Here is a 20,439-nt window from a genome sequence, read left to right on the forward strand (position 1 = left end):
TCCGCTTATACATAGAACCGGTAGCCGTCGGAAATTTCCGCACCGAGCTTGTTGTTGCGCGCGACGAAATCCTCCAGGAATTCGTGCAGGCCCTGATCCATGATATCCCGGATCGCTCTCGTCTGCAGTGTGGTGCGGATTGCGTCCGCCGTATCGTGAGCGGCGAGCCTCTCCCCGTAATCCGTGGCGAGATAGCCAAGATTGCTGACGATCTTCTCATAGCAATAGGCAAGCGAGCGCGGCATCTGCACATTCAGCGTCAGAAAGTCGGCGATGTTCATCGCCCGGTATTCGCCGTCATAGGCCCAGCTATAGGCCCGGTGTGCGGAGACCGAGCGCAGGATCGATTCCCACTGCACATTGTCGAGAGAGGAGCCGACTGATGAGACCGAGGGCAGCAGCACGTAATATTTCACGTCGAGGATGCGGCTGGTATTGTCGGCCCGCTCGATGAAGGTGCCGATGCGGGCGAAATTATAGAGTTCGTTGCGCAGTGTCGAGCCGTGGAAGGCGCCGCGGATGAGGCCGGCACGGCGCTTGATGACGTCGATCACCTCCGGCATGTCGGCCGCCTTGACGCGCTTTTCGAGCAGAGACTTCAGCTCGATCCAGCATTCGTTGGTGGCTTCCCAGGTCTCGCGCGTCAGAGCCGTGCGCACCATGCGGGCATTGTTTCTGCCGGACTCGATGCAGGACATGACGCTCGACGGATTGGCGCGATCGCGCAGGAGATAGTCGATCGCGTCGGCATTGGTCAGCTTTGCGTGGCCTTCGTCATAGGCCTCGCGCACGCCGGCGCTTTGCAGCACGCCGTCCCAGTTGTCATCGCCAGTGCTGCTGCGGGTCAGCGACATGCGCAACCCGGCATCGATCAGGCGGGCGATATTTTCGGCGCGCTCGATGTAACGGAACATCCAGTAGAGGCCGTTTGCGGTTCTTCCGAGCATCAGTCCTCCAATACCCAGGTGTCTTTGGTGCCGCCGCCCTGGCTGGAATTGACCACCAGCGAGCCTTGCTTCAGCGCCACGCGGGTGAGCCCGCCCGGAATGATCTGAACCTTGTCGGATACAAGCACATAGGGGCGAAGGTCGACATGGCGCGGCGCGATGCCCTTGTTGACGAGGATCGGCACGGTGGAGAGCGACAGCGTCGGCTGGGCGATGTAATTGTTCGGCTTGGCCTTCAGCTTCTCGGCGAAATCGGCGCGTTCCTTCTTCGATGCCGTCGGTCCCACAAGCATGCCGTAGCCGCCGGAACCGTGCACTTCCTTGACGACCAGCTCCTCCAGATGTTCCAGCACGTATTTCAGGCTTGATGCTTCCGAACAACGCCAGGTCGGCACGTTTTCGAGCAGGGCCTTGCGGCCGGTATAGAATTCGACGATCTCGGGCATATAGGAATAGATCGCCTTGTCGTCGCAAATGCCGGTGCCCGGCGCATTGGCGATGGTGATGTTGCCGGAACGGTAGACATCCATGATGCCGGGAATGCCGAGCGCGGAATCGGCCCGGAAGGTCAGGGGATCGAGGAAGTCGTCGTCGACGCGGCGGTAGAGCACGTCGATCGCCTCGTAACCGCGGGTCGTCCGCATCTTCACTTTGCCGTCGATGACGCGCAGATCCGAGCCCTCGACCAGTTCGACGCCCATCATGTCGGCGAGGAAGGAATGCTCGTAATAGGCCGAATTGTAGATGCCGGGGGTCAGCACCGCGACGCGCGGCTTGCCGGTGCAGCCGGGAGGAGCAAGCGAGGCGAGGCTCTGGCGCAAGAGATAGGGATAATCCTCGACACGCTGCACCTTGTTCTTGTGGAACAGTTCCGGGAACATCTGCATCATGGTTTCCCGGTTTTCCAGCATGTAGCTGACACCGGAGGGCGTGCGGGCGTTGTCCTCAAGCACGTAGAACTGGTCCTCGCCGGTGCGCACGATGTCGGTGCCGACGATATGGGTGTAGACGCCGCCGGGCGGACGGAAGCCGATCATCTCGGGGATGAAGGTGACGTTGTTCTCGATCAGTTCGCGCGGGATGCGGCCGGCGCGGATGATCTCCTGCTTATGGTAGATATCGTCCAGAAAAGCGTTGAGTGCGATTACCCGCTGCTCGATGCCCTGGGCGAGCTTGCGCCATTCGCGGGCGGAGATGATGCGGGGAATGATGTCGAAGGGGATGAGTTTTTCGGAACTGTCGGCATGGCCGTAGACCGCGAATGTGATGCCGGTCTTCCGGAAGATGTTTTCCGCATCGCGGGACTTGGCAATCAGATGCGCCCGGTCTTGGCTGTTGTACCACTCGAAGTATTTGTCATAAGGCGGGCGAGGGCTTTCGTCCCCGGTAATCATTTCATCAAATGCCAAAAGCGCGGCTCCCCTTTTTTGTTCATTTGAATACAACGCAAATGGCAATGCAAGAACCATGCGCAGTTCGGGGAAAAGATTTTGCGCTGCGGGAAACGGGTGAAAATCTGGGCATTTAACGTGATGCGTTGCGGCATGGCGGATATTCATCCAAGGTGCCTGCGTAAAATCTGAGCATATGACCGTTTTTCGTTCGGCCAAGGCGATCGAATATGGCCATGCGCGCGAGGCTCGCCGACCTCTGCAGAACCGCCATCGGGTCCTTGCATCAGCGAAATTTCAAATAAGCATCAACGCTTCGCCTTTGACTGCGGCTACGGGGTGCCGCTATCAGCACAGCGAAGCTTTTATTGCGAGCCGCCATGTCCCTCGATCGCCTTGCCCCCGCCGTTTTCGTCCTGCTCTGGTCCACGGGCTGGGTGGTGGCGAAATATGCCTCGCTGCATTCCGAGCCCTTCACCTTTCTTTCGATACGTTACGCGCTGTCGGCGGCGGCGTTTCTGGCGCTCTGCCTGGCGGTGCGGGCGCGATGGCCCAAAAGCCGGGCGACAGCGCTGCGCGCCATCTATTCCGGTTTCTTCCTGCATGGTTTCTATCTCGCCGGTCTCTGGTGGGCGATCGCCAACGGGGTGCCGGCCGGCATATCGGGCATCATCGCGGCACTGCAGCCGCTGTTGACGGCGATGGCGGCTCCTTTCCTCATCGGCGAGCGCTTGCAGCAGGCACAGAAACTTGGCCTTGCTCTCGGCTTCATCGGCATTGCCATTGCGATTTCGCCGAAGCTGCTCGATCCGGCGGCCGCCGATCTCACCCATGCCGCCCTGCCGCTGGCGATCAACCTCGTCGCCATGGCGTCCGTCACCTACGGCACGCTCTACCAGAAGAAACACCTGCAATCCGGTGACCTCAGAACGATCGCGACCCTGCAATATATCGGCGCGCTGATCCTCACCCTGCCGCTTTCGCTCATCTTCGAGCATCAGCATTTCGATGGCGCCGCGCAGGCCTATGGCGCGCTCATTTGGTCGGTTTTCGGCCTGTCGATGGGCGGGGTCGGACTGCTGCTTCATCTGATCCGTCGCGGCCAGGTGTCCCGCGCCGCCTCGCTGATCTACCTGATGCCGCCGACCGTCGCGCTCGAGGCCTTCATCGCCTTCGGGGAACCGCTGACCCTGCCGTTGATCCTCGGCACCGTGGTGGTCGTGACAGGCGTTTATCTCACCAACCGCCGGGCGGTCAGCGAGCATAGGCCGGTCGAGGTATAGAGCCTGTGCGTTCTTTCGGACGCAGAAAAGACACCCTAACACTTTCAACCCTCGCATCATGCTTTCTGAAAATCGATTCCGATTCTCGGAAAGCATGATGCGGAGATAACAAAAAGGCCGGAGATATCCCCGGCCTTTCCGCTTTTCAGTCGTTCAACGATCAGGCGCGTTCGCGGCGCTGGCCGCTGCCGTTGCGGGAGCCTGAGCCACCGCGGCGGTTGCCGCCGTTGCCGTCGCGGCGTGGTTCGCCGCCCTGGGCCTGCTGCGGGCCGCGGTCTTCGCCGTGCTTGCGGGCCGGGCGGCCGTGGGCATGGCGATTATTGCCGCGGTGATGACCGCTCGGTTCGCCATTGGCGTGGGCGCCGTGATGCGCCGGACGCTGCGGCTTTGCCGAGGGGCGGAAGTCGGAGGTTGCGACCAGATCGTTATCAGGACCGAGATCCGGGGTCACTTCGCCGCGGCGCTGGCCGCGGAAATCCTCGTTACGGCTGGTCGGGCGCTCGGGGCGCGGGCGGCGCTCCTGGCGGCTGCCGCGATGCTCGGAGCGATTCTGGTCGCCACGGCCTTCGCCGCGACCATTACTTTCGCGACCCTGGCCGCCATTGCGATTGCGGTTGTTGCCGTTGCCGTTGGCACGACGGGGTGTGGCATTCATGTTCGCCGGAGGTTCGCCGCTTGCGACGGTGATATCGATGCCCATCAGGCGTTCGATGTCACGCAGCAGCTTGGCTTCGTCAGGGGCGCAGAAGGCGATGGCGATGCCGTCGCGGCCGGCGCGCGCCGTGCGGCCGATGCGGTGGACATAGGCGTCGGGCACCTCAGGCAGATCGTAGTTGTAGACGTGGCTGACGGCCGGGATATCGATGCCGCGGGCGGCGACGTCGGTGGCGATCAGCGTCTTGATGCTGCCGTCGCGGAAGGCCTTCAGCGCCCGTTCGCGCTGACCCTGGCTCTTGTTGCCATGGATCGAGGCAACGGAATAGCCGATGTTCTCGAGATGCTTCATCAGCTTTTCCGCACCGTGTTTGGTGCGCAGGAAGACGATGGCGCGGCCATCCGGGTTTTCAGTCAGCGACTTGCGGAGCAGTTCCGTCTTGTCGTTCTTGCCGCCGACGAAATGGACGTATTGTTCGACCTTGTCGGCAGCCTTGCCCGGAGGCGTAACTTCGACTTTGACGGGATCGACGAGGTATTCGCCGGCGAGATCGGCGATCGCCTTCGGCATGGTGGCCGAGAAGAGCATGGTCTGGCGCTTCTTCGGCACCATCTTGGCGATCTTGCGCAGATCATGCACGAAGCCGAGGTCGAGCATCTGGTCGGCTTCGTCGAGCACGAGATAGCGGACCGTGGTCAGCGTGATCGCGCGGCGATTGACGAGGTCGAGCAGGCGGCCAGGCGTGGCAACGAGGATATCGGTGCCCTTTTCGAGTTGAAGCTGCTGCTTGTTGATCGAAACGCCGCCGACTACGACATTGATGCGCAGCGGCGACTTGCGGATGAACTTCTTCAGGCTCTCGGCGATCTGGTTCACCAGTTCGCGGGTCGGGGCCAGGATCAGCGTCCGCGTCGTGCGGTTGTCGGGACGCCGTTCGTCGGCGAGCAGCTTTTCGATGAGAGGCAGGCCGAAAGCGGCGGTCTTGCCGGTGCCGGTCTGGGCGAGGCCGATCAGGTCGCGGCCTTCGAGGAGGAGAGGAATGGCATGTTCCTGGATGGGTGTCGGCGTTTCGATGCCGAGCTGGAACAAAGTAGCGACGATCGGCTTGGAGACACCAAGCGATTCAAAATTAGTCAAGGCATAACCTTTCGGGGCGCCACAACGACTATTGCCGGAACGCACCATGCGATCCGGTTTCATTCTGGCGTCAAGAACCCCGCGTGAAGTGGGAACTTGTGAGTTGGAAAAAGCTTTCCAGCGCTTCTGGCCGCTCATGGGAGTGCGGCGCTCTATCGAAATGCGCTTTTGTCCCTTCTTCCTGCGTCCGTATTTTTTAGCAGGGGCACGCTCACGCGGCGGCCGGAAGGGTGAAAGCTGACCCGCATTTGGGCTAGTTCGCGTGGAAAGTCAAGTGCGGTGCACAAGAAAGCCTTAGCCTGGATTAGCTGAGGGTATGACGAGGACGAAGCTTTCCGATGCGGTCTCCGCGCCGTTGACGAGGATGGCGATGCGGTGTCTGCCGGGATAATAGCGCCGCGTCGTGATTGGCCGCATGGCGTGGCGGCGCTCAATCGTCTGGCTTTGCCCGGGCGCGAGCGTGATCGTCTTGCACTTGAAAACCTTGGGCGAGAGCGAACCGTCGCCCTTCACATGGTGGATGGCGTAGTCGATCATCAGCGATTGCGGGATCTCGCCGGCATTCGTCAACCGGATTTCGAAATCCAACCCTTCGCCGAACATCACCTCACCGTTTACAAGCCGTAGTTCGCATTGGAGCGAAGCGGTGGCGGCGAAGCCGAAATTGGCGAGCGCCTGCGCGTGGCCCTTCTTCAGAAGCGTGCGCGAGGCGTGTTTCAGCAGCCAGCGGCGTTCGGGCGAAGCGGCATCGATATGACAGGCGATGAAGGCGGCGACCATATCGGGGTGATCCTTGGCGACGTCGTTCAGGCTGTTGGCGACGGAACGGCGCACATAATCCTCCGGGTCATCCATCAGCGCGGTCAGGATGGGCAGGATCGGCGCCGGGTCCTTTACGAGCTGCGGCAGGCGCATGGCCCAGGGAAGACGTGGCCGCGTTCCCTCGCTCGCCAGCCGGCGCACATGCCGGTCGGGATCGGCGACCCAGCCGGAAATGATGGCGAGCGCGCGTTGCTGGTCGCGGTGGATGAATTGCCGGATGCCGAATTCGGCCGTGAAATGCGGCGTCAGCGCCTTCAGCAGATCGAGGCCGAGATCGAAATGATCAAGGCCGCGCGCAGCGATGAACTGATTGACCGGCAACAGCATCCAGCCGGAGAGCCCCGGCCTGCCGGTGGCGGGCAGGCTTGCCATCAGAATGGCTGCGGCCTCGCGGAAATCATCGGGAAGCGTGGCAAACAGGGCGTCGCGGATCAGCGCCGAGCGCTCCATCAGTTCCAGCGCCGTGAGGCCATTGGTCGCCAGCGTCACGAAACGGTCTCTGTCGAAATCCGACGCGTTGCCACCAATACGATCGGCCATATCGCCGACCAGCGCTTCATGCAGCAGGTTCTTGAGCGGTTCCGGCATGCTGGGGTCCTTCCTCTATGCGGCGGCCGCATGAGGGCGGCTTGGTCTGCGAAACAGCTGGCCTTTGTTGGAGAATAGAGTGATCGCATCCACCCGAGCAATCGGGTGCAGATAGCGGAAGCGCGCGACTTCGCGACCTTTCAACGCAACGGTGCCGTCGATTTCCTTGGAATGAGGGTTGGGGCCGAGATCCGAATGCGCTCCTCGGCAGGACTGTTGTCACCTGCAAGAAGATCAAGGGCGTTTGATGCAATTTGCTCGAACGGCACCCGTAGTGTCGTGAGCGGTGTGGGGAGGTGGCTGACAATCGGAATGTCGTTATAGCCTACGATCGAGATGTCCTGCGGCACGGAAAGGCCAAGTTTCGTCAGTCCCGACAAAGCGCCGATGGCAGTATTGTCGTTGACGGCGAAAACGGCGGTTGGACGTGGACTGAGATGCATCAGTGTCTCGACGGCTACCGCACCGGACTCGATGCCGAATGTCGAGGGAATGATGTATGAGGGATCTGCATTCAATCCAGCCTCTTCCAGGGCGTGGCGGAAACCCTCCACGCGCCCCCGCGAACTGGAGGCATAGGATGGACCGGCAATGACGCCAATTCTGCGGTGGCCGAGATCGAGGAGATGGCGGGCCGCGAGGTAGCCACCGAGCCTGTCATCGCCGACTGACGAGAGGCTGTGGCCATCCGTTCGGAGCGCCAGGACATAGGGAATGCCGCGTTTTGCCAGCTCGTCCGGAAAGTCATCGTCTTCCCGCGCCGTCGAAAGAATCAATCCATCGACACCCCGCTTCAACAGAGACTCGGCCGCAAGCCGGTCTGCTCTTGGCTTGTCGTCGGTCGTTGCGACAATCGCGAAGCGGCCACTACGGCTGCAGGCCTTGGCCAGCGCTTCGTAAAGCATGGCCATGACCGTATCCGTCAGCCTGGGTACAATCACCCCGACCGTCATCGTGTTGCCGCGCCTGAGGCTCGCTGCAGAAACATCGCGAACGTATCCGAGCTCTTCGGCAACCTTGCGCACGCGCCGCGCGGTCTCACTGTCGGAGCGCGGAAGCCTCTCGTCCAGAATGCGGGACACGGTAGACTTGGAGACGCCGGCTGCGGCAGCCACGCCGTGAATAGTGACGCGGGTCTGTCCCGGAACTTCATCCGCTTTTGAATTCATTGAGCCTTTTCCATTCGAGTCGGCATTGGGCCGCCGCTCTCAGCATGCACCAAAAAAGATATTGACTCCAGGAAATTCAAGAACGATAGTGGGAACGTTCCCGTAAACGATCCTATACGATCGCGAGTGAACCGCGATCACACGAAGGAGGAGACCAATATGCAACCGATGGATATGCGCGGGCTGAGCCCGGCCCCCGTTACCGCTTTCACCCGTGACGGCGAAGTTGATCACAAAGCCAACGCCAAGCTCGCCAAATGGCTGGTCTCGATGGAAGGCGTCAAAAGCCTCGTCATCCTCGGCCATGCCGGCGAGGGCACCTTCCTCACGGAAGAGGAGCGCCTTGCTCTCATCCGCACATATGTTGAAGCAGTCGACGGTGCCGTTCCGATCATTGCCGGGATTACCGGTGAAGGCACGAAGGTCGCCGCTGAAGAGGCCAGGAAATGCAAAGCCGCGGGTGCCACCGGCGCACTCGTCTATCCCAACCACGGCTGGCTGCGTTTCGGCTTTCAGAAGGGAGCGCCTCAGGATCGCTACAAGGCAATCTGGCAGGAGTCCGGCCTCCAGTGCATCCTGTTCCAGTATCCCGACGCCACCAAGGCATCTTACGATCTCGATACACAGCTTGCGATTGCCACACAGGAAGGCGTCGTCGCCACCAAGAACGGCGTGCGCAATATGAAGCGCTGGTATGTCGAAATTCCAGAGCTGAAAAAGGCCAATCCAAAGCTGCAGGTTCTGAGCTGCCACGATGAATGGCTGCTGCCAACCATGTTCGATGTCGATGGCCTGCTCGTCGGCTATGGCAATATCGCGCCGGAGTTGCTCATCGACCTGATCAAAGCCGGCAAGGCGCAGGACTATCCGGAAGCGCGCAAAATCTTCGAGCGCCTTCTTCCGGTGACGCGTGCCGTCTATCATCGCGGCTCTCATATGGAAGGCACCGTGGCCCTGAAACTCGGCCTCGTGCACCGCGGTATCCTGGACCACGCCACGATCCGCGAGCCGCTGAAGAGCCTTGGCGACAAGGCAGAAGCGGAGATTTTTGCTGCCTTCGACGCTGCCGGTATTGGTCGCGTTGACCAACTGCTGGCTGCCGAGTGACCTCTTTGACGCCCCTGCGCAGGTCGCAGGGGCGCATTGCAAAGGGAGGAGGAAGTCATGGAAACCCGCCGAGGCAGGTTTGAACGTCTTTGAAGGCCATTGCTCTGACAGGACAAACTGACGCGCAGTAGCAACCATCAAGCAGGAGCGCCCCTGGCCGGGAGAGTGGTAGGCCACGGGGCGAGAAGGAGGAACCAATGAATGTCATGCAGCCTATACCGGCTGAGACGGCGAATGCCGCTGATCCTCAGGCCGAAATCAGCGCTCGTCTGGAGCGCCTCCCCATCACCCGCGAGGTGTTCTGGGCGCGCAATATCGTCGGCGCCGCAACGTTCTTCGACGGCTACACGGTCATCGCTATCGCTTATGCCATGCCCGTCCTCGTCCGCGAGTGGGGCCTGAGCCCCTCACAGACCGGCATGATCCTATCGATGGGCTATCTGGGACAGTTGATCGGTGCGATCCTGTTTGGCTGGCTTGCCGAGAAGGTCGGCCGGCTGAAAGTTCTTCTCTTCACGATCCTGCTCTTCGTCAGCATGGATGTCGCATGCCTGTTCGCTGCCGGGGCCGGCATGATGATGGCCTTCCGTTTCGTCCAGGGGATCGGCACCGGCGGCGAGGTCCCGGTCGCCAGCGCCTATATCAACGAGTTGATCGGGTCGAAGGGGCGCGGCAAGTTCTTCCTCCTTTATGAGGTCATGTTCTTGTTGGGCCTCGTCGGCGCCGGGCTGATCGGCTACTTCATGGTACCGGTTTACGGTTGGAAGGCGATGTTCGTCGTCGGCCTCGTTCCCGCAATCCTGATGATTCCGCTGCGCTGGTTCCTCAAGGAATCACCGCGTTGGCTGGCTGCCAACGGCCGATACGGCGAAGCAAACGCTATCGTCACCCGCATGGAAGAAAGCGCTCGTGCCGCCGGCAAGGAACTGCCCGAACCGAAGCTCATCCAAGCGCCGGTCCGCCGCACGTCGGACTGGCGCGAGCTCTTCCAGGGCGTTTACCTGAAGCGGACGCTTTCCATCTGGGCAATGTGGTTTACCGCCTATACGGTGGCCAACGGTACGATCACCTGGCTGCCGACCCTTTATCGACAGGTCTTCAACCTGCCGCTTCAAACCAGCATCTTCTATGGTTTCCTGACGTCAGTCGGCGGCGTGATCGCGGCTGTCATCTGCGCGCTGCTCATCGATAAAGTGGGGCGCAAGCGTTGGTACACGGGTGCGCTGCTTCTCGCTCCCGTGCCGCTGCTGGCCCTCGCATGGCTCGGCGCGACCTCTCCCATCCAGGTTTTGGTTCTTGCCGGTCTCGCTTATGCGATCGTCCAGACCGTCACATTTTCCTTGTACCTGTACTCGGCAGAGATCTACCCGACGCGCCTCAGGGCACTGGGAACAGGAACCGGTAGCGCCTGGCTTCGCTTGGGGTCATCGACCGGCCCGATCCTCGTCGGCACGGTGATGTCTTCCATGGGCATCCAGTATGTCTTCGTGAGCTTCGCAGCCATTCTGATCGTCGGTGCAATCATCACCATGCTGTTTGCAATAGAAACCAAGGATCGCGTGCTGGAGGAGCTTTCTCCGTAACGGTTCAAAATGTGGTCTGATTGGCTTTGATCTGGCGGATGAAAATCCGCCAGTTTCATTTGATTGCCGTTGCAGCAATTCAAAGTGTTACAGCGCCGCACGTCTGAAAGCCGCGCGGCGCTGTCATGGACCGGCGTCTGCGAAGGTCAAGCGGCGCCGAATTGAGGCTTCTCTATTCCGGGCAGACTTTGACGCGGTAGGGATCGCCCCAGCGATCATGCCGCCATTCGAGATGGCAATAGGACGGCCGGTAATAGGTCCTATAGACGGGATAGGGGCGATAAACAGGATAGGCGGGATAGACAGGGTAGGCGGGACGGGCGGCCTCGGACAGCAGCGCGCCGCCGACGACGCCGGCGGCAAGGCCGCCCCAGAAGGCATCGCGTGGACGGGCATCGGCGGTGGTAGCGGTGGCGAGCGAGGCGCCGGCAAAGGTCAGCGCGATCAGGCCCGTCGCCATGGTCTTATGAAAAACGGACATGCTATTTTCCTTTCATGGCTGGCTTCCAATAAAGCCATGTCGAGACTCGGCCTGGATCACGGCGCCGCAATGGCCGCGCAAGCGGTTTCGGCATTAAATTTTTGTCATGATTTCAGCGGATCCCCTGCTTTCAAGTCTGGGCGGTCAAGGTGAGTTGTCTTCAACTTGGCGAGCCGGAAATTGGCGAGCCGGCCCGTAAAATTTCGCTATCGAAATTTATGGTTAAAACCTTGTTAAAAGCCTTGGCGTTATAGTTTTTGTAGTCGATATTTCATTCATTGCTGGAGCTATATTTTTGAAATCAGCCGGGGACCTTCTGGAGTTGGCTTGCCGCCGGATCGCTGATCTGGATGCCCCGGCCTATGTCAAGAACAGCGAGCTGCGCTATATCGCCGTCAACGAGGCCTATGCCCGTTTTCTGGGCCGCGAAATCTCCGATTTCATCGGCAGACGCAGCCGCGAACTCTTCGACCGTCCCGAGGAAGAGGAGCGCGAGGACAGGGAACGCCGCGCGCTGGTGTTCGGCACCGAGGAAAGCGCCATCTGTTTCGATGCGGCAGGCCTTGGCCATGAGCGCATTCAGATCGAGAGCTTCTCTCCGTCGCCGGAGCGGGCCTATGTGCTCGGCATTTTCGAAGTGCGCGAGGCGCCGCGCCGCGCCGTTGGCGATAGCGGTGTCGCCGCCGATTTCGCTCGCGTGCGCGAGGTGCTGGAAAAGCTTGATCATCCGATCGGCATCTTTGCCGGGGACGGCCGCCCGCTGGTCGTCAACGCCGCCTACCGTAATGGCGCCAAGCCTGCGGCCGCCGGAGATTCGGCCTGGGGCGAGAGCGTCAACGAACTCGACGTTCTCCGCACTGTCCTGGAGGACCTACCGGTTGCAGTCTTCGTGCGCGATGACGGGCACCGCCTGGTCTATGCCAATAAATATTACGACACCTTCAGCGGCCACGACCGCTCCCAGATACTGGGAATGACCGAATATGAAATGTTCGGGCCGGAAGGTGGCGAGGCGATCTACCAGGAAAACCTGCTGGCGTTGAAGTACGGCACGTCGGTGGAGATCGAAAGCGAAATGCCGAGCAAGAGCGGCCACGTCTATCCCGTCATCTCGCGCGTCAACCGCGTCATGACGGCGGACGGCCGCACTTATGTCGTCGGCTCTTTTTCCGACATCTCGCCGCTCAAGGAACGCGAAAAGGCGCTGATTGCGTCGCGCAAGCAGGAAGAAATCCTGCACCGGGATATCGAAAGCATCCTGCGTTCGCTGCCGGTCGGCGTGCTGATCCTCGATAACGACCATCGGATTCTCTACGTCAACGACGAATTCTACAGCATCTGGGATCTGCCGCTCGACGATCGCTTCGACGGTCGCCACTTCATCGACGTCATCCGCCGCAATTACGAGCTCGGTCGCTACGACGGCACGCAGACGCCGGAGGAAATCTACGCCTTCCGCAAGCACCTGTTCGAGACAGATGAGCCGGAGCCGATCGAACTCGGCTGGGCGGGCAGCAAATCCGTCATCTTCGACAGCCGCCGCCTCTCCCACGACCGCATCCTGCTTTCTTATGCCGATATTTCGGCGGTGCGCGAACGGGAAAAGGAAATCCACGAGGCGCGTGCGGCGCTGGAGCAGGTCGGCGAGATGATGCGCGATGCAACGCGCGCCATGTCGCAGGGGATCGCCATCGTCCAGGACGGCATCATCAAGCTATCCAACGAAGCGCTTTCAGAGATCCTGCGCATTCCGGCCCCCTATATCGAGCCAGGCGTGAGCTGGCTCGGGCTCTTCGATTTCTGCGCGGCGCGCGGCGATTTCCATGATGCGGCGGCCGAGATCCTGCAGGGCTGGCGCGCCAATATTGCGGCGCGGCAGCCGATTTCCACCGTCTTCCATGTCGCCGGGGAACGCTGGGTCAACATGGAGGCGACGGTCAGCGAGGGGCAGCATTGGGTGGCGCTCTTCACCGACGTCACCGAGCTGAAGAGCCGTGAGGAGGAACTGCGGCAGCTGCTGTCGCGCGCCGAAGCCGCCGACCGCGCCAAATCCGAATTCCTCGCCAATATGAGCCACGAGATCCGCACGCCGATGAACGGCGTGCTTGGCATGGCGGAACTGCTTGCCAAGACGAATCTCGACACGCGCCAGAAGACTTTCGTCGACATCATCGTCAAATCGGGCAATGCGCTGCTGACGATTATCAATGACATCCTCGACTTCTCGAAGATCGATGCCGGACAGATGAAACTGCGCAAGGCCGCTTTCGATATCACCGAAGCTGTGGAGGACGTGGCGACACTCTTGTCTTCGCATGCCGCCGAGAAGAACATCGAGCTGCTGGTGCGGGCCGCACCCGACCTGCCTGCCGCCGTGATCGGCGATGCCGGGCGTTTCCGTCAGATCGTCACCAATCTCGTTGGCAACGCCGTCAAGTTCACCGAGCGTGGCCACGTCTTCGTCGATCTCGGCTTTCAGGCCGCCGACGGCGGTGAGATCATGGCGAGCATCCGCATCGAGGATACCGGTATCGGCATCCCGCCGGAGAAGCTCGAATCGATCTTCGACAAGTTTTCGCAGGTGGACGCCTCCTCGACCCGCCGGCATGAGGGAACGGGCCTCGGCCTTGCGATCACTGCCGGGCTCGTCGACCTTTTCGGCGGGTATCTCAACGTCGAAAGCGAAGGCAACAAGGGTTCGGTCTTCACCGTCAATCTGCCGTTTGCGGTGGCGGCCGCCCGCATCGAACCGAAGCCGTTGCCGATCAACGTGCAGGGCGCGCGCGTCCTCGTCGTCGACGACAATGACGTGAACCGGCGCATTCTGACCGAGCAGCTTGCTCTCTGGGGTTTCGACGGCGTGGCCGCCGAAGGCGGCGGTACCGGCCTTGCGATCCTCGAGGCGGCGGCCGATCTCGGCATTGCCGTCGATGCCGTGGTGCTCGACTATCACATGCCCGATATGAACGGCGCCGATGTCGCGCGCCGGCTCCGCGCCGATCCCCGCTTTTTCGAATTGCCGATCATCTTCCTGACGTCGATGGATATTTCCGGCACGGAAAAGGAATTCGCGGCGCTCAACGGCCACGCGCATCTGATGAAGCCGGCGCGCGCCAACGTGCTGCGCAACACCGTCGTCGAAGTGGTGCGCGCCAGCCGCGTCAAGCAGGCCTCCGAGGCCGAGATTGCCCGGCTGCAGAGGGACACGGCGGCACCGGCAAAGCCGCCGGCACCCGCGCCGCAGAAGCGGGCGGCCGAATTCGTCGACGTGCTCGTTGCCGAAGACAACGAGGTCAACCAGATCGTCTTCACGCAGATCCTGCAGGGAACGGGTCTTTCCTTCCTCGTCGTCGAGAATGGTGAGGAGGCGGTCGCTGCCTGGGAGCGGCATACGCCGCGCATCATCATGATGGATGTCTCCATGCCCGTCATGAACGGCCATCAGGCGACCCAGACGATCCGCGAAAGGGAAAAGGGCCAGGGGCACCGCGTGCCGATCATCGGGGTCACCGCCCATGCGCTCGAAAGCGACCGCGAGCTTTGCCTCGACGCCGGCATGGACGATTACATGTCGAAGCCGATCAGCCCTGAATTGTTGGAAGAGAAAATCCGGCAATGGCTCGGAACGAGCGAGCGGCAGCCGGAGCGCAGCAGCTATTAATCCGCGCGCTGACCCGGGGACGCCTTGATACCGCAGAGCATTTCGCGCTTGCCGGCGAAGCCTTGGCGGCGCTCGACGGCAAAACCGGCGGCAATGAGGTTGCGGCGCACGAAGCCGGCCGCCGCATAGGTGGCGAACGTGCCGCCGGCGGCACTTTTCTCGCAGACGAGCCGCATCAGTTCCTCCGACCACATGTCGCCGTTGCGTGACGGGGCGAAGCCGTCGAGATACCAGGCGTCGAAGCCGGGCTTTGCCGCGGCGACACCGTCGAGCGCGCGGCCGCAGACGACGCTGAGCCGCGTCTGAGGATCGAGATCGAGCGAGACGGTTCCAGCAGGCGTCTGCGGCCAGGCCGCCGTCAGCGCCTCGCGCTCGCTATCGATCTCCGGCCAATGCGACAGCGCCCGGCCGATCTCTTCGCCACGCATCGGATGGAGCTCGAAGGAGATGAAATGCAGGTGCTGGCCGCCGGCACGGTGGAGCTTCCACTGCCGCCAGGTCTCGGCGAAGTTCAGGCCGGTGCCGAAGCCGAGCTCGCCGATCACGAATTCCTGCCGCCCGTTCCAGCGCGCCGGCAGGCCGTTGCCGGCGAGGAAGACGTGGCCGCATTCCAGCCGGCCATCCGTCTGGCAATAAAAATGATCGCCAAAGGCGGTGGAATAGGGCATATCGCCGTCGCGCCATTCGAGCGGCTGCGGCGCGCCTGCGCCAATCTGATTGGGGTTCACGTCTGTCATGGAAAAAGCCGATAATCCGCAGCAGGTCTCAGGTCAATCATCCTCGGAATTGCTGATCGTCGGCGGCGGCATCATGGGTCTCTGGGCGGCCGTCCACGCCGAGCGCCGGGGCATCCGTACCCTTATTGCTGACGCCGGCAGATTGGGCGAAGGCGCAAGCGGCGGCCTGCTCGGCGCGCTGATGCCGCATATGCCGGATCGGTGGTCTGAAAAGAAGCAGTTCCAGTTCGATGCGCTGGTCCTACTCGAAGCCGAAATCGCAGCGCTCGAAGCAATGACCGGGCTTTCCGCCGGTTATACCAGGTCGGGGCGGCTGATCCCGTTGCCGAAGCCGCATCTCAACCGCATAGCGCGCGGCCATTTCGAAGACGCCGAGCGCCATTGGCGGGCGGGCGAGCGCCGCTTCCACTGGCATGTGCTCGACAGTCCGCCAGTCGATGGCTGGATCGAGGCGTCCGCCGGCGAGAGCGGCTTCGTGCACGACACGCTCGCCGCGCGCGTTGCGCCGCGGTTGCTGATCGCGGCGCTTGTTGCCTTCCTGCGGCAGGCAAGACATGTGCGCATCATCGAACATGCCAGGGTTGCAGGCCTTGATCCCGATCGCGGCACGGCCGAAATAGGCGGCGAAAGCTTGGCTTTCAGCCGCTGCATCCTGGCCGCCGGCTATCAGTCCTTTCCGCTGTTGCAGGAGCTGACGCCCGGGCTGAAGCAGCCGCTCGGCCAGCCGGTCAAAGGGCAGGCGGCTCTGTTGAAAGCCGATATCGACCCGTCGCTGCCGACGATCTTTCTCGACGGGCTCTATGTCGTCGCGCATGAAGGCGGGCACGTGGCGATCGGCAGCACCAGTGAGAACCGCTTTGACGATCCCATGTCGACCGACGCCCAGCTCGACATGCTGATCGAGACGGCGCGGGTGGTCGTGCCAAGCCTTCGCGACGCCCCGGTCGTCGAGCGCTGGGCGGGGCTTCGCCCGAAGGCGACCGACCGGGATCCGATGATCGGCCGCCACCCCGATCACCCACGCCTGATCGCGCTGACCGGCGGCTTCAAGGTCAGCTTCGGCCTGGCGCACCGACTGGCGGAGGCGGCGATAGCAATCGCAGGCGATACAGATTGCGGATTTTTGTTGCCGGAAAGTTTCGCAATTTCAAGCCACATCGCGGCGGCTTCACGTTAAACGTGAATTAGGCGCCGCTGCGTTTCGTTATTCTGTCATGCAAATCACCTATCTGCTTGCGCATCGACAGCGCCTGAAGGCAGCGGCGCTCACTTCCTTGATGGAGGAAATTGCATGCGCTATGCCATTTGCTTCACGCCCCCGGCGAGCGACCCGCTATCGCTCGTGGCCGCCAATTGGCTTGGCCGCAACGTGTTTTCGGGCGATATGGTGGAGCCTCCGGCCGTTCGTGGTCTCGGCATTCACGAGATCGCCTTCCATACCGCCGTGCCGCGGCGCTATGGTTTTCACGGCGTTTTGAAGGCGCCATTTCACTTGTCTCACGAGATGTCGGAAGCGCAACTCCTGCGCGATCTGATGCGTTTTTCCGGGACCTTCGTTCCCTTCCAGATTCCGCGTATCGAAGTCGCCCGGCTCGGCAATTTCTACAGCCTGCTGCCGAGTATTCCCTGCGAGCAGATCCAGTATCTCGCCTCGGCGATCGTGCAGGAATTCGATCGTTTCCGCGCGCCGCTGAGCGAGGCCGAGATCGAACGCAGCGATCCGGACGGGCTGTCGGCGACGCAATTTGCCAATCTGCATCGCTGGGGTAGCCCTTACGTGATGGAGGAGTTCCGCTTTCATATGCCGGTGACAGGCCCTGTCAACGCGATCGACATGCCGCGGATCGAGCCGGCGCTGCAGACGATCTTCGAGCCTGTGCTATGCGAGCCGGTCACGGTTTCCAACGTGGCGCTGATGATCGAGGAGGGCACCGGCGGCCCTTTCCGCGTTCATTCGCTGCATCCGATGGGCAAGGTCAGCGCGCGCAAGATCGCCTGAATATCCAGGCTAAAGACTTGTTCCGTAATGGGAAAGTCCCGTTGCGCAGTTTCCGTCTCGACATTCCGGCTGCGGATGCTACCGTTCCCCGTCTTTTCAGAAGGTGATTTGATGGTATCCGAGACCTATCCGCGCAATCTTGTCGGTTATGGGCGTCTGACGCCCGATCCGAAATGGCCGGACGAGGCACGCGTCGCCGTGCAGTTCGTCATCAACTACGAGGAGGGCGGCGAGAGTTCGATCCTTGACGGCGATCCGGCTTCCGAAAACCTGCTGTCGGAAATCGTCGGCGCAGCCGCCTGGCCTGGGCAGCGCAACCTCAACATGGAATCGATCTACGAGTATGGTTCGCGTGCCGGCTTCTGGCGGCTTTGGCGGATGTTCACCGATCTCAAGGTGCAGGCGACCGTCTACGGCGTGACGCTGGCAATGGCCCGCAACCCAGAGGCCGTCGCCGCGATGAAGGAGGCCGGTTGGGAAATTGCCAGCCACGGCTACCGCTGGCTGGAATACAAGGATTTTCCTGAAGATCTGGAGCGCAAGCATATCCTCGAAGCCGTGCGGCTGCACACCGAACTCACCGGTGAGCGGCCTTACGGCATGTATCAGGGCAAGCCTTCCGACAATACGCTTCGGCTGGTGCAGGAGGAGGGCGGTTTTCTCTATTCCTCCGATTCCTATGCCGACGACCTGCCTTATTGGGTGAAGGGCGTCGACGGGAAACCCTTCTTGATCATCCCCTATACGCTCGAAACCAACGACATGCGGTTTGCGACGCCGCAGGGCTTCAACGCCGGCGATCAGTTCTTCACCTATCTGAAGGATGCCTTCGATACGCTTTATGAGGAAGGCAAGGCGGGCAGCCCGAAGATGATGTCGGTCGGCCTGCATTGCCGTCTCGTCGGGCGCCCGGGCCGGGCGGCGGCACTGAAGCGGTTCATCGAATATGTGCTGAAGCACGACAAGGTCTGGATTCCGCGCCGCATCGAGATCGCCGAGCACTGGCACAAGCATCATCAGCCGGATGCGCTCTGATGATGTCGCGCGAGGATTTTGTCTCCCGCTTCGGCGGCGTCTTCGAACATTCGCCTTTTATTGCCGAGCGCGCCTATGACGCCGGCCACCTGCCGGCGCCGCTGACGGCATCAGGCGTGCATGCGGCCCTTGTGGCCGTCTTCCGGGCGGCAAGCCGAGAGGAGCGTCTCGGCGTGCTGCTGGCTCATCCCGATCTTGCCGGGCGCCTCGCCATAGCAGGCGAACTCACCGAAGACAGCCGGAAGGAGCAGGCCGGCGCCGGTCTCGACCGGCTGAGCCCGGCCGAACACGGCCGCTTCACCGAACTCAATTCGGCCTATGTCGAAAAATTCGGCTTTCCCTTCATCATCGCCGTCAAGGGGCTCGGCAAAGACGACATCCTGTCGGCTTTCGAAACTCGCATCGGCAACGATCGGGACGAGGAATTTGCGACCGCGACGGCGCAGGTCGAGCGGATCGCGCTGCTACGGCTGACATCGATGCTGCCGGAGGCTGAATGAAAGAGCGGCGCGCTATCGATTATCTCAACGAGATGTATGAGGCAGCATCCGAAGCGCTGTCTTTCGTCGGCGGAATGGATGAGGCGGCGTTCGCCGGGGACAAGCTCACCTTCAAGGCGGTTGCCTTCTGCCACTTCACCATCGGCGCTGCGGCGTCCCGCCTGCTCGTCACACATCCAGAATTTGCGACCGAGCATCCCGACCTGCCATGGACGAAAATCTGTGGCACGGGCAATCGCATTCTCGAGGACGTCTTCGATCTCAATCCCTCCGAAATCTGGGAGGCGACGTATCGCACGCTGCCGGAACTTCTTTCCGCGATCGACGCTGTCCGTTACTGGCATGCCCAAGGCGAGTGAAGCCATGTCCGAATTTCTCGAGATCCGCCCGCTCACCAAATCCGCCTTCGCACCCTTCGGCGAGGTGATCGAAGCCGATCCGGCCTCGATGCGGCTCATCAATGGCGGCACGACGGAGCGTTTTCACGCGCTGGCCGCCGCTGAAGCGACGGGCGAAGGCGCACGCGTCATCATCAACCTCTTTCGTGGCCAGCCGCGTGCCTTCCCCTATGAAATCACCATGATGGAGCGGCACCCATTCGGCAGCCAGAGTTTCTCGCCGGTCTCTGGCCGTTCCTTTCTCGTCATCGTTTCCGAGGACGAGAACGGCCGTCCGCACAGGCCGCAGGTGTTTCTGGCGCGTGGCGATCAGGGCGTGAACTACCGCCGCAACGTCTGGCATCATCCGCTGATGGTGCTCGGCCAAGCCTCAGATTTCCTGGTTGTCGACCGCGATGGGCCGGGCAATAATCTGGAAGAATTCTTCTTCGAAACCCCTTACATCATCAAAGAGCCAGCCCCATGACCGGACTGACCACGCATGTTCTCGACACCGCCCTCGGCAAGCCCGCCGAGGGTCTGAGGATCGATCTTTTCCAGCTCGACGGCGAGATCCGCAGACATCTGAAGACGGTCGAGACCAATGCCGACGGCCGGGTCGACGGTGGCCCCATCCTGGTTGGCGAAGGCTTCCGGGCCGGCATTTATGAACTGGTCTTCCATGCTGGCGACTATCTGAGGGCGAGCGGCACGCCGCTGCCGCATCCTGCCTTCCTCGACATCGTGCCGATCCGCTTCGGTATCGCCGATGTCACGGCGCACTACCATGTGCCGCTGCTGATTTCGCCCTATGGCTATTCCACCTATCGAGGGAGTTAGAGCCTTTCCTGGTCAGATTGAAGCATTCTGTTGGCTCAAACGGAGTTGGATGGTCGACCGGCCGGCGCGCGTCGTAGCCCAGCTCTACGGCCAAGCCGGCCGGTCGATCAGCCGGCCCGTTTCAGCC

18 protein-coding genes are annotated in these 20,439 nt (G+C 61.5%); 11 read left to right on the top strand and 7 right to left on the bottom strand.

Features of this window, described 5'->3' with window-relative positions; all coding sequences use genetic code 11:
* Window positions 1-5 precede the first annotated feature (5 nt).
* Together ACMUVN_RS00435 and ACMUVN_RS00440 are read right to left on the bottom strand one after the other, a co-directional pair.
* A complete protein-coding gene (locus ACMUVN_RS00435) occupies window positions 6-947 on the bottom strand; it encodes an alpha-E domain-containing protein (protein WP_063474462.1) in 942 nt (313 codons plus the stop codon).
* Window positions 947-2,356: a circularly permuted type 2 ATP-grasp protein gene (locus ACMUVN_RS00440; RefSeq protein WP_047611432.1), complete on the bottom strand. Its 1,410-nt coding sequence runs from the start codon at window positions 2,354-2,356 to the stop codon at window positions 947-949. The genes ACMUVN_RS00435 and ACMUVN_RS00440 overlap by 1 nt, the downstream gene beginning before the upstream one ends.
* Before the next feature lie 362 nt (window positions 2,357-2,718).
* Between ACMUVN_RS00440 and ACMUVN_RS00445 the strand changes: the two genes are divergently transcribed.
* A complete protein-coding gene (locus ACMUVN_RS00445; protein ID WP_414814773.1) occupies window positions 2,719-3,621 on the top strand; it encodes a DMT family transporter in 903 nt (300 codons plus the stop codon).
* A 160-nt stretch (window positions 3,622-3,781) separates the two neighbouring features.
* Here ACMUVN_RS00445 and ACMUVN_RS00450 read toward each other — a convergent pair whose 3' ends face one another.
* The 3 genes from ACMUVN_RS00450 to ACMUVN_RS00460 all read right to left on the bottom strand — a co-directional run bounded on the left by ACMUVN_RS00450 (window position 3,782) and on the right by ACMUVN_RS00460 (window position 7,992).
* The gene (locus ACMUVN_RS00450; protein WP_063474464.1) at window positions 3,782-5,461 is read right to left on the bottom strand and encodes a DEAD/DEAH box helicase; all 1,680 of its coding nucleotides are present in this window, start codon (window positions 5,459-5,461) and stop codon (window positions 3,782-3,784) included.
* A 246-nt stretch (window positions 5,462-5,707) separates the two neighbouring features.
* Window positions 5,708-6,823 (bottom strand): DNA alkylation repair protein, encoded by a 1,116-nt coding sequence (locus ACMUVN_RS00455; RefSeq protein ID WP_414814774.1) that lies wholly within the window; start codon window positions 6,821-6,823, stop codon window positions 5,708-5,710.
* A 140-nt stretch (window positions 6,824-6,963) separates the two neighbouring features.
* The gene (locus ACMUVN_RS00460) at window positions 6,964-7,992 is read right to left on the bottom strand and encodes a LacI family DNA-binding transcriptional regulator (protein WP_063474466.1); all 1,029 of its coding nucleotides are present in this window, start codon (window positions 7,990-7,992) and stop codon (window positions 6,964-6,966) included.
* A gap of 159 nt (window positions 7,993-8,151) precedes the next feature.
* On the opposite strand from ACMUVN_RS00460, the gene ACMUVN_RS00465 reads away from it, so the two are divergent.
* Together ACMUVN_RS00465 and ACMUVN_RS00470 are read left to right on the top strand one after the other, a co-directional pair.
* The gene (locus tag ACMUVN_RS00465) at window positions 8,152-9,099 is read left to right on the top strand and encodes a dihydrodipicolinate synthase family protein (RefSeq protein WP_047611424.1); all 948 of its coding nucleotides are present in this window, start codon (window positions 8,152-8,154) and stop codon (window positions 9,097-9,099) included.
* A gap of 197 nt (window positions 9,100-9,296) precedes the next feature.
* Window positions 9,297-10,682, top strand: coding sequence for an MFS transporter (locus ACMUVN_RS00470; protein ID WP_097542045.1), 1,386 nt, complete (start codon window positions 9,297-9,299; stop codon window positions 10,680-10,682).
* A gap of 172 nt (window positions 10,683-10,854) precedes the next feature.
* Here ACMUVN_RS00470 and ACMUVN_RS00475 read toward each other — a convergent pair whose 3' ends face one another.
* Window positions 10,855-11,163 (bottom strand): hypothetical protein, encoded by a 309-nt coding sequence (locus tag ACMUVN_RS00475; protein ID WP_063474469.1) that lies wholly within the window; start codon window positions 11,161-11,163, stop codon window positions 10,855-10,857.
* Window positions 11,164-11,458: 295 nt separating this feature from the next.
* Between ACMUVN_RS00475 and ACMUVN_RS00480 the strand changes: the two genes are divergently transcribed.
* Complete coding sequence (locus ACMUVN_RS00480; protein WP_414814775.1) at window positions 11,459-14,824, top strand: response regulator; 3,366 nt, start codon at window positions 11,459-11,461, stop codon at window positions 14,822-14,824.
* Here ACMUVN_RS00480 and mnmD read toward each other — a convergent pair.
* Window positions 14,821-15,561 (bottom strand): tRNA (5-methylaminomethyl-2-thiouridine)(34)-methyltransferase MnmD, encoded by a 741-nt coding sequence (gene mnmD / locus ACMUVN_RS00485; protein WP_414814776.1) that lies wholly within the window; start codon window positions 15,559-15,561, stop codon window positions 14,821-14,823. The genes ACMUVN_RS00480 and mnmD overlap by 4 nt on opposite strands.
* Between mnmD and ACMUVN_RS00490 the strand changes: the two genes are divergently transcribed.
* From ACMUVN_RS00490 to uraH, 7 genes are all read left to right on the top strand, one after another.
* Window positions 15,560-16,738, top strand: coding sequence for an NAD(P)/FAD-dependent oxidoreductase (locus ACMUVN_RS00490; protein WP_414814777.1), 1,179 nt, complete (start codon window positions 15,560-15,562; stop codon window positions 16,736-16,738). The two genes, mnmD and ACMUVN_RS00490, sit on opposite strands and share 2 nt — an antisense overlap.
* 114 nt (window positions 16,739-16,852) lie before the next feature.
* A complete protein-coding gene (locus ACMUVN_RS00495; protein WP_168332793.1) occupies window positions 16,853-17,560 on the top strand; it encodes a DUF1045 domain-containing protein in 708 nt (235 codons plus the stop codon).
* A 111-nt stretch (window positions 17,561-17,671) separates the two neighbouring features.
* The gene (puuE, locus tag ACMUVN_RS00500) at window positions 17,672-18,595 is read left to right on the top strand and encodes an allantoinase PuuE (protein WP_028758996.1); all 924 of its coding nucleotides are present in this window, start codon (window positions 17,672-17,674) and stop codon (window positions 18,593-18,595) included.
* On the top strand, window positions 18,595-19,095 hold the full coding sequence (gene uraD, locus ACMUVN_RS00505; RefSeq protein WP_028758997.1) for a 2-oxo-4-hydroxy-4-carboxy-5-ureidoimidazoline decarboxylase: 501 nt from the start codon (window positions 18,595-18,597) through the stop codon (window positions 19,093-19,095). The genes puuE and uraD overlap by 1 nt, the downstream gene beginning before the upstream one ends.
* Entirely contained in the window at window positions 19,092-19,454 is a 363-nt protein-coding gene (locus ACMUVN_RS00510) for a DUF86 domain-containing protein (RefSeq protein ID WP_047611413.1), read from the top strand. The genes uraD and ACMUVN_RS00510 overlap by 4 nt, the downstream gene beginning before the upstream one ends.
* A 4-nt stretch (window positions 19,455-19,458) precedes the next feature.
* Window positions 19,459-19,959 carry an ureidoglycolate lyase gene (locus ACMUVN_RS00515; RefSeq protein WP_168332792.1) on the top strand — a complete coding sequence of 167 codons (501 nt, stop codon included), beginning with the start codon at window positions 19,459-19,461 and terminating at the stop codon, window positions 19,957-19,959.
* Complete coding sequence (gene uraH, locus ACMUVN_RS00520) at window positions 19,956-20,312, top strand: hydroxyisourate hydrolase (RefSeq protein ID WP_028759000.1); 357 nt, start codon at window positions 19,956-19,958, stop codon at window positions 20,310-20,312. The genes ACMUVN_RS00515 and uraH overlap by 4 nt, the downstream gene beginning before the upstream one ends.
* Window positions 20,313-20,439 lie beyond the last annotated feature (127 nt).

This window comes from Rhizobium sp. IY2 (assembly GCF_047532935.1).
Taxonomy (GTDB): domain Bacteria; phylum Pseudomonadota; class Alphaproteobacteria; order Rhizobiales; family Rhizobiaceae; genus Rhizobium; species Rhizobium anhuiense.

Excerpts from the sequence above, each read along its gene's own strand:
- ACMUVN_RS00435 (WP_063474462.1), bottom strand. The coding sequence starts at position 947 with ATGCTCGGAAGAACCGCAAACGGCCTCTACTGGATGTTCCGTTACATC.
- ACMUVN_RS00445 (WP_414814773.1), top strand. The coding sequence starts at position 2,719 with ATGTCCCTCGATCGCCTTGCCCCCGCCGTTTTCGTCCTGCTCTGGTCC.
- ACMUVN_RS00450 (WP_063474464.1), bottom strand. The coding sequence starts at position 5,461 with ATGGTGCGTTCCGGCAATAGTCGTTGTGGCGCCCCGAAAGGTTATGCC.
- ACMUVN_RS00455 (WP_414814774.1), bottom strand. The coding sequence starts at position 6,823 with ATGCCGGAACCGCTCAAGAACCTGCTGCATGAAGCGCTGGTCGGCGAT.
- ACMUVN_RS00460 (WP_063474466.1), bottom strand. The coding sequence starts at position 7,992 with ATGAATTCAAAAGCGGATGAAGTTCCGGGACAGACCCGCGTCACTATT.
- ACMUVN_RS00465 (WP_047611424.1), top strand. The coding sequence starts at position 8,152 with ATGCAACCGATGGATATGCGCGGGCTGAGCCCGGCCCCCGTTACCGCT.
- ACMUVN_RS00470 (WP_097542045.1), top strand. The coding sequence starts at position 9,297 with ATGAATGTCATGCAGCCTATACCGGCTGAGACGGCGAATGCCGCTGAT.
- ACMUVN_RS00475 (WP_063474469.1), bottom strand. The coding sequence starts at position 11,163 with ATGTCCGTTTTTCATAAGACCATGGCGACGGGCCTGATCGCGCTGACC.
- ACMUVN_RS00490 (WP_414814777.1), top strand. The coding sequence starts at position 15,560 with ATGGAAAAAGCCGATAATCCGCAGCAGGTCTCAGGTCAATCATCCTCG.
- mnmD (WP_414814776.1), bottom strand. The coding sequence starts at position 15,561 with ATGACAGACGTGAACCCCAATCAGATTGGCGCAGGCGCGCCGCAGCCG.
- ACMUVN_RS00495 (WP_168332793.1), top strand. The coding sequence starts at position 16,853 with ATGCGCTATGCCATTTGCTTCACGCCCCCGGCGAGCGACCCGCTATCG.
- puuE (WP_028758996.1), top strand. The coding sequence starts at position 17,672 with ATGGTATCCGAGACCTATCCGCGCAATCTTGTCGGTTATGGGCGTCTG.
- uraD (WP_028758997.1), top strand. The coding sequence starts at position 18,595 with ATGATGTCGCGCGAGGATTTTGTCTCCCGCTTCGGCGGCGTCTTCGAA.
- ACMUVN_RS00510 (WP_047611413.1), top strand. The coding sequence starts at position 19,092 with ATGAAAGAGCGGCGCGCTATCGATTATCTCAACGAGATGTATGAGGCA.
- ACMUVN_RS00515 (WP_168332792.1), top strand. The coding sequence starts at position 19,459 with ATGTCCGAATTTCTCGAGATCCGCCCGCTCACCAAATCCGCCTTCGCA.
- uraH (WP_028759000.1), top strand. The coding sequence starts at position 19,956 with ATGACCGGACTGACCACGCATGTTCTCGACACCGCCCTCGGCAAGCCC.